Origin of the sequence: Photobacterium obscurum (assembly GCF_026191635.1) — a bacterium.
Classification (GTDB): Bacteria; Pseudomonadota; Gammaproteobacteria; order Enterobacterales; family Vibrionaceae; genus Photobacterium; species Photobacterium obscurum.
This window is the reverse complement of the sequence record NZ_JAKRRW010000012.1, coordinates 22,295-35,605: the sequence shown is the minus strand read 5'-3', so window position 1 is coordinate 35,605 and position 13,311 is coordinate 22,295. Positions and strand designations below refer to the sequence as shown.

At 44.1% G+C, this 13,311-nt stretch carries 11 protein-coding genes; 3 read left to right on the top strand and 8 right to left on the bottom strand.

The features are described from left to right. Positions 1-100 precede the first annotated feature (100 nt). Both MD588_RS15310 and MD588_RS26145 read right to left on the bottom strand, forming a co-directional pair. Positions 101-550 (bottom strand): DUF6232 family protein, encoded by a 450-nt coding sequence (locus tag MD588_RS15310; RefSeq protein WP_265698271.1) that lies wholly within the window; start codon positions 548-550, stop codon positions 101-103. Positions 551-1,415: 865 nt separating this feature from the next. Continuing rightward, complete coding sequence (locus MD588_RS26145; protein WP_407676577.1) at positions 1,416-1,712, bottom strand: DUF6404 family protein; 297 nt, start codon at positions 1,710-1,712, stop codon at positions 1,416-1,418. 283 nt (positions 1,713-1,995) lie between these two features. On the opposite strand from MD588_RS26145, the gene MD588_RS15305 reads away from it, so the two are divergent. Next, complete coding sequence (locus MD588_RS15305) at positions 1,996-2,205, top strand: hypothetical protein (RefSeq protein ID WP_265698270.1); 210 nt, start codon at positions 1,996-1,998, stop codon at positions 2,203-2,205. A gap of 49 nt (positions 2,206-2,254) precedes the next feature. Here MD588_RS15305 and MD588_RS15300 read toward each other — a convergent pair whose 3' ends face one another. The 4 genes from MD588_RS15300 to MD588_RS15285 all read right to left on the bottom strand — a co-directional run bounded on the left by MD588_RS15300 (position 2,255) and on the right by MD588_RS15285 (position 6,261). Next, a complete protein-coding gene (locus MD588_RS15300) occupies positions 2,255-4,261 on the bottom strand; it encodes a cation:proton antiporter (protein WP_265698268.1) in 2,007 nt (668 codons plus the stop codon). Between the two features lie 224 nt (positions 4,262-4,485). Continuing rightward, on the bottom strand, positions 4,486-5,058 hold the full coding sequence (locus MD588_RS15295; protein ID WP_265698267.1) for an ester cyclase: 573 nt from the start codon (positions 5,056-5,058) through the stop codon (positions 4,486-4,488). Positions 5,059-5,090: 32 nt separating this feature from the next. Continuing rightward, entirely contained in the window at positions 5,091-5,618 is a 528-nt protein-coding gene (locus MD588_RS15290) for a cytochrome b (RefSeq protein WP_265698266.1), read from the bottom strand. A 34-nt stretch (positions 5,619-5,652) separates the two neighbouring features. After that, a complete protein-coding gene (locus tag MD588_RS15285) occupies positions 5,653-6,261 on the bottom strand; it encodes a short chain dehydrogenase (protein ID WP_265698265.1) in 609 nt (202 codons plus the stop codon). A gap of 103 nt (positions 6,262-6,364) precedes the next feature. Here MD588_RS15285 and MD588_RS15280 point away from each other — a divergent pair, with 103 nt between their 5' ends. Continuing rightward, complete coding sequence (locus tag MD588_RS15280) at positions 6,365-7,270, top strand: LysR family transcriptional regulator (RefSeq protein ID WP_265698263.1); 906 nt, start codon at positions 6,365-6,367, stop codon at positions 7,268-7,270. 230 nt (positions 7,271-7,500) lie between these two features. Then, on the top strand, positions 7,501-11,874 hold the full coding sequence (locus MD588_RS15275) for a GlyGly-CTERM sorting domain-containing protein (RefSeq protein ID WP_265698262.1): 4,374 nt from the start codon (positions 7,501-7,503) through the stop codon (positions 11,872-11,874). Positions 11,875-11,971: 97 nt separating this feature from the next. Here MD588_RS15275 and MD588_RS15270 read toward each other — a convergent pair whose 3' ends face one another. Both MD588_RS15270 and MD588_RS15265 read right to left on the bottom strand, forming a co-directional pair. Beyond that, entirely contained in the window at positions 11,972-12,355 is a 384-nt protein-coding gene (locus MD588_RS15270) for a carboxymuconolactone decarboxylase family protein (RefSeq protein WP_265698260.1), read from the bottom strand. Positions 12,356-12,482: 127 nt separating this feature from the next. Further along, positions 12,483-13,115, bottom strand: a complete 633-nt coding sequence (locus tag MD588_RS15265) for an HD-GYP domain-containing protein (protein WP_265698258.1) — start codon at positions 13,113-13,115, stop codon at positions 12,483-12,485. Positions 13,116-13,311 lie beyond the last annotated feature (196 nt).

The window sequence follows — 13,311 nt, the reverse complement described above, 5'->3', positions numbered from 1 at the left end:
GTCCCTGGTATTGTGAGTCGTTAAAGCAAAAAACGTATGTCACAACGAGCACTGTTACTTACTATAATAACTGCTGTAATGGCAATCTTGTTATCTTCCGCTATATGATGGCTTGAGCTATTTTATTTGCTTGCTCTTGAAACAGTTTAAACTCTTCTTTCCGCCTGCCTTTAGCTACCGATACCCACTGAATACCTGTTTCGTCGCTGTGTTTGAATTCAATGCGAAGCTCGTATTTCCCGCATTGGCTTAAGCCATATATCGCCCCTACAGAAAATAACACTGCACCCAATATGAAACCAGGAAAAGTTACAGATAAGGGGTAATCTTCTAACACTAACAACGCAGCAAACCATATGGCATAAGATAGTAGAAAACCCCAAAAAATAATGCGGCCAGCATTATCCCGCCAAGTTAAAGCCCTTGCTTCAGCACTAACAATTCTCGACATGGGGTAAGTGTCTTTTTTAACTTTCAGCTCTTGATTACTTATTTTAAAATCAGTTCTTCGATACATCTTTATGCCCTTTATACACATAATGATTTTCATGAGGCGCACCATTTAAAAGCAATAAATTGTATGGTAATTAAACGGAGAGGAGAAGAACAAAATAACATTATAGGCGTATAAATGTATCCAATGAACTGAGTTCGGGTATTTTTTAATCTATAAAGCAAAAGGTGCTAAATTTGACTATTCTGGAGTAAACACTAATTACAAAATAGTCAATTATAATTTTTTCTTTTATTAGGTACGGATAAATCGGAGATGATGGTACAGAAACAGGTGGAAAAGCTTCTTCAGATAAGCGCAGTCGTTAGACTAACTCTTTAGCGGTAACGATAACTGAGCTTCAGCTTTGCTTATTGCTTCAAAAGAAGCCACGCCGCAAAGACATAACCTAAACCCTGTCGAACCCATGAGCAGGTATTCACATGAACCGCAAACTGGACACCTTTGTATTCTTACCATAAGACGTTCCTCTTAGGTTGCTGACCGTTGTTGACTCTAATTGACTATATAGAGAAGGGTGATGGTCGCCAAAAATAGATTCGAACTTTGGGAGATGAATCTCATGATAAGTTCGCAGGCCATGTTGATGAATCATGTTCTGTAGACTTTTCATCCTGAATTATTAGACGGGATTACTTACTATAATAATATATATTTGGTTATTTCTAGCTAATCCAACGAGAACTATTAATAAACTTAATCACTAAATTAAACACGAATATCTCTGCTCTATTATTCCTGAAAATTAATTGCTTCAAATTTATTATATATTTGATTAAGTCATGAGAAAGATACCTTTTAGGCTAATAATATACTCGGCCCAATATCCTACATGCTTGCCTATGGGAATACATGCATTGTTTGGCTGAAAGTTTAGTGCAATTTTATGCACGACGTAGGCTTAAAGCGCGATGTACCAACTGTAAGTGGCAATCATGAACAATGAACTTTGTAAGGCTACAGTTGCATCTGTATCAAATGGGAACCAGCATATAATTACCATCATTATGCACCATGGTACGGCAAAACCCAGGCAGCCAATGATTAGGTTAATGCCAATTGAGTTGTAGTGAGATGGACGTACTTTAAAGCCTACACATCTTAAGCCTCGGAGGTAAATTGGATTGTAGTTAGATTCCCGCAAGCTATGCTGTTTCAATTCACAATGGGCAAGCGTAAGCCGTTCGTTAAAGTACATATAAATCCTTTTTATATTAACTAACTTTATATAAGTATGATTTCATATAGCCTTGATAAACCATTCCATTCAGAGATAATTAAACGACCATAGGGTATATGTGCAAAATAATTGCTCAATTTTAACACTACGAGTTAAGTTGCTACTAAATAAAAAGCCTTATTTATCAGCTGATTAGGCATGAGGGTTTTAGTGGTATCTAATAAGTTGAATTTTTTGTTTAAGAATCCAGAATTCCTGCCGCAAATATAAACCAACGGAAATGATCGATAGGTATGTATAAATGATCCGAATGTACGCGCAATTTGCTTTTAATAATCCTAAGTTGCATTTTTTGAACTTATGCCTGTTGGCAATGGTTATCATGGTAAGTACGTATCAGGTATTAGCGAATGAAGAATTAGTCTTCTCTATTGGTCTGTTACTGCCGGTAGTCCCATTTTTTGTCTTCGCCAAAGCTTCTGATTACAAACGCAAATACCTGCACGGATAGTTTACTTAAGCGGCTTGTTCCTTGGTCTTGCATCAGAGTCGCCTAGTCGTTAGATGTCCATAGATTTCAATAACTTTTTGATTCGTTCTGCATCTTCTTCTGAAATCAGGCATTGCTGGACATACTGCTGCAAGTGCTCGGACTGGGCGGTTTTAAGGTAGTTTCTCAATAACTGACGTTGCACCCGAGCTGCCATAACAGGTTGCTGTTTTTCTATTTCTGCGATTTTTACCTCGCAGCTTTCTAGCCAGCCAAGCCATATTTTGGCGACATTATCGGCTACGGTTGGCGGAATACCTTCCTCTTTGGTTATCGTCTCTAACCCTTCGAGAACATTCGTACAGCTTATAAGCCTAGCCCAGGCCATTTCGTATTCGTGTTCCACCAGTACTGGATGCGGGCTTGCTACCTGCTGTCTGGCACGGTGAAGCAGGCTCGATACTTGTTTGGGTAAATGTGAAAATGTTGGTCGTTGGTATTGATGTCGGATCGCCTCCATTTGTTCATCGAGCGAGTTCTTGAGTTGTTCAAATACCGAAGCTTTGATCAGCCCTCCATCAAAAAGTTGATAGAGGTAGCCGATCTCTATACTGGCACAGCGTAGCATCAGGCGATTCCATAAACCGATGGGCCCTACTTCGACACTAAACCAGTGGCGTAATTGCTTTTCCTGTTCTTCGATGATCGGGCGTAATTTAAACGTCAGTTCTTGCGGCGCTCCGGTTTGAGCAAACGTTGACTTGAGCAATGGTTGTAGTGCCTTCCGGCTATAATGCAAAGCAGAGAGAGTTAGCTCTGTGGTTGCGATGCTGTCATTAATATCCCGTTCCTTCAGGCTTAGATGCGAAGCCAGCGGTCCTATTAGCAATCCCTGTAATATAATGGTGATAAACACCACGTTGATAGCAATGGATAAGATGGTTTCATCTCCGGTCATGGTTACCAATCCCATTGCCAAAGCCATGGTTACCGCCCCGCGCATACCGCCAACATAGACGAGGTGACGAAACCCCATGGGGGTCGGCTTGGCCAGCCTTTGCAGGTGACCTATTTGCGGGAGCAGCCCGTAAGCAATCAGCGCCCGCGATAACCATAGCGCTGCTAGTACTACCAGCGAAATACCAGCATTATCCCAGATTAGGGCAAAATCCATCCATAGTCCGACGATCATGAAGATGATCGCCGAGGCGATAAATGAAAGGTAAGACCAAAAGTGATTGAGATACTGCTGAGAATTTCTCGAAATGGGCAGCGGTGCGTTGGTAGCGAGAGTGATGCCAGCGATGGTTGTTGCCACGATGCCACTGGCATGCAACACCTCTTCGGCAAATAGATAGCTCCCAAACGCCAACAGCAGACTTAGGCTGATTTCCAGGAAGGGATCATCGGGCAATTTGTCTAGTACAAGCAGTAATAGCCGAGCAAAGAGCCAGCCACAGATGATACCGCCGCCTAGGGTGAGCAAAAACAGACTACAGCTATACCATAGGGTAGACCAGGCACCGCCTGCAAGGGTAAAGCTCACAAACAGTATTTTGGTTAAGGTAATCGCTGTGGCGTCATTGAACAGACTTTCACCTTCGATAAGCATGATCAGATCTTTGGGCGCGCCGAGTTGGCGAAAGGCACTAATAACGGCGGTAGGATCGGTCGCACTTAATATGGCCCCGAGCAGCAGGGCAAAATGCCAGCCTAGAGAGGTAAATCCGCCAACAAATGTCGCCACCACCAATGTCGAAATGAGAACCCCGGGCAGCGCGAGTACAAAAATAGCCAGTCGGTTGGCGGCTAGTTTGCTGATATCAAGGTTATAGGCGGTTTCAAATACCAGAGTAGGCAACAGCACTAACAAGATAATATCGTGTGCAACTTCTTTGGTTGTCAGGGCTTTTAGCGGCAGAGAGAGAGGTTCTTGGGCGAGATTAAGCAGTACACCGGCAGTCATCAGCAGGATGGGATAGGGGATCCTGGTTAGCCTGCTCAATGGCTTGGTAGCAACGGCAGCAAACAAAAAAATGAACAGTGCCATGATGATTGAATAGCTTGAGTGATTCACATCAAATGACTCCCTATGGGAAAAGAATCTCTCTCTGAATAAGCACTTTGAAGAGACTCGGGTATAAGCCGTTTTGACGGTGCTCTATATACATTAGTCGTATGGTGTCAAAGATGATGTTAGTTACTGCACGGTTTGATTAGTATTAGCATATTGGTAGTCGGCTGATGATACTTCTCAGTAAGGGCGGCTGATGGCTCGACCTTACTGAGAGAGGTAAGTTGCTATTCTAAGCCGATTTGTCTATTCCAATCGGCGTTATCCCAGAATAAGTACTCTTCGGCTATTCGACCGTTCTTCCAGCGGGCGATGGTCGCAATTTTGATCCGTACATGTTGGCCAGTTGGCTGTTTGACAGTACCGTCTGGAAGGGTAAGAGGCTTAACCCATTTTCCTTCGGAGATACTAATACCTGCAGTCCATTCACCGTGCCCAAAACCAACAATATGGTCGGTTACTTTGAATTGGAATACATCAAATAGGTATTGCAGCTCTTCTGAGTGTGGTTTAAACGGTGACGTTTTCGTACCGTCTGGATTATGAACAATCACATCGTCGGCATGTATTTCACCAATACGTTTCATATCTCGGTGGTTAAATGCCTCTAGGTCAAGTTCGTCGAATGTAGCAAGATGCTTGGCGGTTTGCTCTCTTTCGGCTTTGTGGGCATCAACCTGTAATTGTAGCTCTGCTATTTTCGCTTTAAGCTCGGTAATATTTTCAGATGCAGATGCTGTGTTTAATGTCAGGCCTAATGCGAGTGATGCAATCAATAAATATCTAAAACGTACTTTCATGAGTATCTCCTTTCCATTGAGTTTTATTTCCGCTAAAGAATTCGGTTAAGGACGTCATTCTCTTTGTCTAAGAACCTGTGTTTAAGTGCGCCAGCTACATGTGCGACAAGTACAGCAATAAGCGAATAAGAGGCCCACTTATGCAAGATATTCGTGATTTCAAATATGGCATTGTTATTTGGTACAAGCTCCGGTAAGTCAATTCCAAAGAAATGTATGCCACTGCTGAATTCATAAGTACTTGATTGCAAATAACCAAGGACTGGAACCACTATCATTAATAGGTACAGTGCTGTATGGGCAAATTTAGCCGCTAGCTTTTCGTGCTTAGGCATGGTGGTTGGCAATTCGGGCAATGCATGTCGGCGTTTGTTAATAATTCGGACGACCACAAACAGGAATGAAAGAATACCGAATGACTTATGCCAGAAATATAATGATTCTGAATGTTCAATGTTGGCTATATCATAGGGCGTCATATATACCCCAAGAATGAGAAGGCCAATAATAGTTGCGGCACTTAGCCAGTGAATTGCTCGGATTGATAATGAGTATTTCATTTGATGATCCTACTTAGACTTATCAAACTAGAGGTTACTTAACTGGAGCTGGAAGCCCCCCCCAAGCACGGAATACATTGCCTGTTGCATTGCCTTCAATCGCTTCAATATAGAAATTGGCGGCCTGCTCGGCGCTGATCAGTCCTTTGCCTGTTCGTTCAGGTTCAACGACCGGGGCAGGGCTAACGACATTCAATCGAATACCGCGATCAAGTAAGGGGGCAGTGTGCTGAACAAAAGTATCGATGGCGGCATTAAATGGGCCGGTGGCGATACTGTAAGCGTTTGGGTAATGGCTGAGGAAACCGCTAGTCAGGGTGATCGAACCATTTGGTTTTAGGTGTTGTTCCGCGATATGGGCAATTCGGAATTGGGCTACTAGCTTTCGCTCTGCACCGTAACGGAAGTCATCATCTGTAAGCTGGTGATATGGCTTGAATATGCTGTCGCTGCCTACAGTAACGACAACCGCATCAAGCATACCAAGTTGTTCAAATACAGAATGGATCTTTTGGCTATCGGTATAGTCAGCAATTATGTCACCTGACCGGGAGCCAATTTTAATTACTTTATGCTTAGTTTCTAACTGATTAACGACGTTACGACCAATTTTTCCCGATGCACCGAATACTGCAATTTTCATGATCTTTACCTTGTCTTTGTTTTCGATATGGGGAGTGTAGGTGGTTTACTTGTTTTCCAGAATACGGTTAAATCTGAAATCACTTTTTCTAAATTGCGAAATTATGGATAAGCTAAAAGCGATGGCGATTTTTGTGGAAATTGCCGATCAAGGTTCAATGTCTGCGGCTGCGCGAAAGTTAGGTGTGGTGAATTCTGTTGTAAGTAAGAATTTGACCGAGTTGGAATCTTGGCTTGGAAGGAAGCTAGTTAATCGCTCGACACGCAATATGCGCCTTACGCAAGACGGGCATAAGCAACTTGTCCGATTTAAGGAAATTCTTGGTCAGGTAAATGAACTTGAGGCTCACGCGGATGAAGACTTGGAGACAATTCAGGGTGTAGTGAAAATCACGGCGCCCACCTTCCTCGGCCAGCAATTGCTTGTTCCTCATATCCCACGTTTTCATCAGCAATTTCCTCAGATCCAATTGCATATTGTTCTGAATGATGATTTTGAAAATATGATCGATGAGGGTTTTGATGTTGCTCTACGGGCGTCACAAATGTTTGATTCTAGCTTTATCTCCCGTCCTCTAAGTGACGCGTCGTTGCGCGTTATTGCTAGCCCTGATTATATAAAGCAATACGGTGTACCGTCATCACCTAAGGATCTGACCAAACACCAGTGTCTTGTTGAAGGCTCTCTGGGTAATCAAAGGCGTTGGCGATTCAAAAATACACGGAACGAACAAATATCCGTATCTGTTGACGGTGCTATATACACAAACTCAGGAGAGAGTATTAAACATTTGTGTGAAGCGGGAATAGGGATTGCGCAACTGCCAAGTTTCTTTGTAGATGGCAGCATAGCTAGCGGTAAACTAATCGAAATATTGCCCGAATATGTACTGAGTAATTTTTGTCTGCATTTACTCTATCACCAGAAAGGAACCAGTAACCCGGCCATTAGAGTTATTGTCGATTATCTCGTTGCTCAGTTATCTGGTGATGAATTGATAAGGCAATAGGTCATTATTGGTTAGCCTCAAGTCCCAAGGGATGTAGCTAACTACTTAACGGTTTGGTCTGTACGTCAACCATTAATAATTTGTCTTTTTCTATTAATAAATTCCGTGAAGGAATGGTTTATTATCAGCTTTAAATATATTATACGCTGTTCAAAATGGTTGTACGACCAGTTAATTCGCTGTTTCTATGGCGGAAACAAGTACAGGTTAGAGTTTAAGGTTTATCGATAATGCTGAAATTGAATATGTCTTTTCTTTTGCTACTTGCCGGCTCGGCACATGCGGTGCCATTGCAAGAGACAGAAGCAATGGCCTTTCCAAAAGAGCTAAGTTGTCCGGCTGGCCAGTCGGCTGGTGAGGCTGAAGGACGTGTTTTGCTAGGGGAAGTCTTGTCTCGTGTCGGTAGCAGTTGGCAGCCAAATGACTTTCTGTATCTTGGGCAAATTGATGGCGTTGATAGCCACCATCTGGTTTTCAACCTGCACCATAACAATGTACCAGTAGAAAAACAGGAGCTGATTTTATCTATCGACAATAACTGTCAGCTTTTTCGTTATCAGTACAGGGTTGTTGATTCGCTGCCAAAAGAAGATGCAGGTAATAACAGTGTAATAAAAAATATTGATGAGGCGCTCAGTGAGTTAAAAACTCTTGCTGCCGATCCTGATTCATCACTGTCTCGCTCACTCAGCATTCAAGCCAGTCGGCTCCAGCTGTTAAATAAGGCAGATCAAACCCAGCTACAGGAAAGCTATGCGGTAGATGAGATCACGGGATCACCGCTATATCGTATTATGGCGGATAATACACTGGTGCTTGGTTATCAACTTAATCTGCCTTCTCGTAATCCAGACGGTGTATTGGAACTATGGTGGAATAGCCAAAAATCAAGTCCAGACTCTTTGCAACGCTTTCCCTACACGAAGCGCAGTAGCGAAGATGCAATACCTGCATTGTCTGCTTGGACTTGGCAAAGTTATGAGCAGCATCCTCAAAGAACGTTGGATACTGATTATGTCTCGAACTTTTGGGATGTATGGCCTCCAATCTCTAAGAGCCTACCAATAAATATGGCGGGTAAAGTCCGAACGGCGAACCTTGTCTATCTCGATAGTATTAATTTCCCATGGAATTATGATGCTCGTCCGTTTAAGGAACTGTGGGACGAGTCTGATATTGACGGCAAGTACAAATTAACCAGCATTATTACCAATATTGGCTACGCCGATAAGGGGCTGGACTATGCCGCCAATACCTTGGGTTATTCGCATCTGTTTCCCGCCAAACCCGGCTTAGTTTTATCGGTTAATACCGGCAGCAGCATCTACCGAACGGCATTCGACGTTATCCAGATTTCTGATAATGGTTGTCCGGCTTCTTTGTATGATCCCGGCGCAGTTCTCCACGAACAGGGACACTCTATTTTTGTTCGCCTACAGCCGTTGGCACGAACAAATTCCGTGATCACGGCAATAAACGAAGGTTTTGCGGATTATTGGGCAGGAGGTTTTCTACGGCAGGACTCAGATTGGGATGGTGTTCTGGCTGAATTTCGAAATGATGTCTGTACTGGTGGGGCTAAAGGTGCGGGTCGACAGCTTCTGACTCCGCAGTATGATTATTTTGAAGGAATGGAACAGGCAATTTCCGGCTCCCACGGTGGTATTGATGGTCCGGACGGCAAGGTCTTTTTCGAGCCGATGCTTGCTCAACCGTTGCTCGCGGCAATGCAAGATTTGATCAAGGTTCACGGTGAGGCTGAGGGACGAAAACTGGCTGATCATATTGTGCTGGAGTCTTTTGCTGGGCTTTCTGCGGATGTTTCTTATCGCGAGTTATCTCAGGCTTTGTTGGCTACGGCTCGTCGACTGGATCCAAGCCTGCAGGCAGAAGCGTTCTATCGTTTGCACCTTACCAATTCAAACTTGCTTCCACGACAGGTTGAACCCGAATCACGTGTTGCGTTAGTTTCGCCACTAACTTCTGGGACCAAGATAACGCTGGTTAATAATGATTCAGGCGAAAGGGCAGAAGGCGTAACCGTCGCTTTCCCTGAACAGGCTGAAATGGATATCAATTTAGCTGCCAGTGAAAAGCAAACCTTGATACTTCCTACACCGCAATTGGTGTGTGGTGAAGCCAGCTCTCAACCTTTAACATTGCGCCATTTTCAAGATGGTAGGTTGGTGCAAGATAAAGCGTATCCGTTCACATTAATCGGAGGCCAGCAATCGAAAACTCAGTCTTTTGCTAAACAGGATAACTCATGGTGGCTGGATCTTAGCGAGACGCTGGGGTGGGAAAGTGATAATACACGTCATGTTTTGCGCCTGAGCAGTGACACGCCAATCAGCTCTATGCCTAAGCTGACTAAAGATGGGCAAACAATAAATCTGACAACCTTGGCACATAGCGGAAATACCTTGTGGCTAGGTGCTGACAGTGCTGCGGAGCTATCTTCAGGTAAATGGAAACTTCAGACATATACCGATTATAAGAGTGCTGAGTTACTGACTTTGGATTGTGTTCCTGCTTTCACCATTGAAGGCCCGGTTAAGGCCTCCGAGATGTCGACGATTTCATTCACTGCAATGATGGATGGCTATCCAGTAGCGGTTAACTGGCAGATTGTCGGTGAAAGTAACCAGTCTGAAGGAGAATATTTTAACCTGAGCATTCCAAACCTTGCCGAATCCACTAGTTACGAGATTGAAGCATCGCTGACACTGGGCGGAGAGGCGCGCACAGTTCGGCATAAGGTTGAAATCGACGCGGTAAACCAGCCTGCAACGTTTGAAATAAACGCTCCGTCAGAAGTGAAAGAAGGTGAGAGCGTAACGTTTACTGTTGAGGCGCTATCGGATTCGGACAGCGAAGGCTATCTGATGGTTGAATGGTTTATTGACAGCCAGGGGATTGGCCAAGGAAATTCTGTTCAGTGGACGGCACCTGAGTCTGATACGGATAAGACATTGACGCTTTCTGTTCGCGTCAGGGATGGTCGCGAGCCGGTGGATAAGGCTGTCATCAAAACCAGAATTATTGAGTTGAAGCACATTAACACGCCACCGACTATTTCCCTTAATGCGCCGGAAGAGGTTCAGGCCGGCAAGTTACTGAATTTAGCAGCACAGGTTTCAGACCAGGAAACCTCAGCAGATAAACTTACTGTTAGCTGGAAAATTACCGGAGTCGATACCCCGGCGTTGCCAAATGGCCCAAGTTTATCGTGGACAGTGCCAGCTGCGACAACGGCAACGTCTGTTACAGTCACGGCAGAAGTTAGCGATGGTGAAACGACAGCGACGGCGACACGGGTGATTAATGTTAAACCTGCGAATAAAGCTCCGGTATTGAGCTTAACTGGTCCGGCGAATGCTCAAGCAGGCCAGCAGGTTGAAATTAAGGCCAGCTGGCAGGATGAAACTGCAGATAAGGTAACACTGAATTGGCAGGTCAAAGGGCAGGCGCTTCCTTTTGAGCAGCTAAGCAAGGATAAAATCCGCCTGACGATCCCCAAAAGTACTGAGGCGGGCTCGGTACAAGTTCAGGTTAGTGCCAACGATGGCGAGGCGTCCTCGACTGCAACTCATCAGCTTTCATGGGCGCCTTATGTGAATCAGGCTCCGACCGTCACGATTACAGGTCCGGCGCAAGCAAATGTTGGTGATCAGATCACGCTTGTGGGTAATGCCCAGGATCCAGATGCTTGGCCTGCGTCACTTAAGCTAACTTGGCGACAAGTGTCAGGCGCGGATGCTGCGTGGACCGCTAATGGTTCAAGCCTGCAGTTTAAAGTACCGGCTAGTGCGTCAGACAGTACATTGTCTTTTGAAGTTGACGCATTCGATGGCGAAACTCATACCAAGAGCCAGTGGCGAATTGAAGTTGCCGAGCAAGTGATTCCTCATCCGGTTATTGTATTAAAAGACTTCAGTGCTGAGCAGAATGAACTTAGTGAGTTAGTTCTTGATGCGTCGGGTTCTACCGGGGTTGGTACTGGAATACTTTCTTTTAACTGGAAGCAACTAAGTGGCCCGTCATTGTCCGGTTTTCCGCAGCAAGGTATGCAGATTAAAACGGCGTTGCCGGAGGTGAGTTCATCTTCTGCGGTAGAGCTGGAGCTTACCGTCAGTGAAGATAGCCGAGAGAGCCGAAAAGTCATCCGATTTGATATCCGCGATATCGGCCCAACGCCAATTGATGTTGAGACTGAAGTTAGATCTGCTGGGTCTAAGTTTATGCTAGAGGCCGACAGCCTGGCAGAGCTTCAAGACGGTGTGGACTATCAGTTTAAGTGGGAACAGGTTAAAGGTCCTGAAGTAACGATTCTAGAGCCTGAAGCAAGAACGCTTACCGTTGGACTTCCTTCATCGAGCAATGAGGAGGAGCTGGGTTTTGCATTGACGATCACGACTCCGGGTAAAGGTACGCGTCAATACGCATTTAATCTAAAAGTTGCGGCAGCTCCTGCAGTTAAGCCCGAGGAGGCAAAAAAACCACAAGAATCTTCGAAGAAAGGTGGAGGTAGCGGTGGTTCCATTAACTTCTTTGGCCTTTTAGCATTATTTGGAGTGATGTGGTCTAGAAAGAAGAAAAATTAAAGTGTGATGGGCCGTTGTGAAACGGCCATTACAGCATGTTCTGAAGCAGCATAGGTAAATGTACCTATGCTGTTTTTTTATATAGGAGCGTGCTTCACTATTCCGAAATAATGTCACGAGACAGAAAGACTTCTTTTGCGACGTTCATACCATTCAGTGCCGCAGGAAAACCAGCATAGACAGACATCTGAAGAATAACTTCGGTGATCTCTTTGGGTGTGCAACCGATATTCAGCGCGCCATTAATATGTCCATTGAGCTGGGGCTGGCAGTTTCCCATGGCTGTCAGAGCAGCAATTGTAGCAAGCTCACGGGTTTTGAAATCGAGTCCATCCCGCTGTAACACATCGCCAAATGGATACTCAATTGTGTACTTGGCAAGATCCGGACAAATATCTTTGAAGCTATTGATTAACCCTTCAGCGGCATTGGAATCTAATTCATTGAGCTTGTTTAGGCCTTTTGTGTATCTTTCCGTCATTTTGAAACCATGTTGGTACTGTCAGTATTTCTTTGAAAAATAACACTATTGACTTGGGTTACCAATGAAAACTTTAGGCAAGATTGAAAATTGCCGAGAAACAGTCCAGCTTGATAATTGGTATCACTCACGCTATTTCCATTTTGAAAGTTGCCTGCAATGATAGAGTGAGCTTTCTAAACGCTTTTTCTTGTTTAACAAAGGCCAGTACGATATTCGGATCGAAGTGGCTACCGCTGTTTTCACAGATAATGTGCTTGGCCTTTTCAAAGCTATAAGGAAGCTTATAAGAACGTGGGCTGATCAGCGCTTCGAACACATCTGCGAGAGCCACAATACGAGCGGCTAGCGGTATATCAGTCTCGCTTTTTTGTTGCGGGTAACCAGTGCCATCCCATCGCTCATGGTGATATAAGATCACATCTTTAATCATGTGATAACGAGGAGTGTCGATATGGTGGCATGTCTCCAAAAAATGCTGATGTCCTTTGGTCGTATGAGTTTTCATTATTTCATACTCATCCTGCGTTAAGAGCCCTTTTTTAAAGACAATCGATTCTGGAATGTAGCGCTTACCGATATCATGCATGATGGCCGCGATATCAATGTCAGCAATAAATTCATCATCAATTTCGCTGTAATCATTTTTTAATACTTCGAGCAATAATCGAGTAAATAACTGTGTATGTTCAATATGGCTTTGGTACTCATCACCTTTAAGCGTATAGGGGTTTATGAGACAACCTGGCTCCGGCATCATTGTTTGCTATGGTTACCTTGTTATTGGTTTGGTGTATGGTTATGTCTTATTTAAGGTGCAACAATGTATGACTATATGTGCACACTGTAAAGTAATTACTCAAAATGAATAGGTAAAGTGAGGTTATGGTTGCCTTTTAATACACCAATGTTCGATTAGTCGCAAAAAGCTCCCAGACTTTTTGTTGTTGGCACTT

Excerpts from the sequence above, each read along its gene's own strand:
- MD588_RS15280 (WP_265698263.1), top strand. The coding sequence starts at position 6,365 with ATGGATAAGCTAAAAGCGATGGCGATTTTTGTGGAAATTGCCGATCAA.
- MD588_RS15265 (WP_265698258.1), bottom strand. The coding sequence starts at position 13,115 with ATGATGCCGGAGCCAGGTTGTCTCATAAACCCCTATACGCTTAAAGGT.
- MD588_RS15295 (WP_265698267.1), bottom strand. The coding sequence starts at position 5,058 with ATGAAAGTACGTTTTAGATATTTATTGATTGCATCACTCGCATTAGGC.
- MD588_RS15290 (WP_265698266.1), bottom strand. The coding sequence starts at position 5,618 with ATGAAATACTCATTATCAATCCGAGCAATTCACTGGCTAAGTGCCGCA.
- MD588_RS15275 (WP_265698262.1), top strand. The coding sequence starts at position 7,501 with ATGCTGAAATTGAATATGTCTTTTCTTTTGCTACTTGCCGGCTCGGCA.
- MD588_RS15285 (WP_265698265.1), bottom strand. The coding sequence starts at position 6,261 with ATGAAAATTGCAGTATTCGGTGCATCGGGAAAAATTGGTCGTAACGTC.
- MD588_RS15270 (WP_265698260.1), bottom strand. The coding sequence starts at position 12,355 with ATGACGGAAAGATACACAAAAGGCCTAAACAAGCTCAATGAATTAGAT.
- MD588_RS15305 (WP_265698270.1), top strand. The coding sequence starts at position 1,996 with ATGATCCGAATGTACGCGCAATTTGCTTTTAATAATCCTAAGTTGCAT.
- MD588_RS26145 (WP_407676577.1), bottom strand. The coding sequence starts at position 1,712 with ATGTACTTTAACGAACGGCTTACGCTTGCCCATTGTGAATTGAAACAG.
- MD588_RS15310 (WP_265698271.1), bottom strand. The coding sequence starts at position 550 with ATGAAAATCATTATGTGTATAAAGGGCATAAAGATGTATCGAAGAACT.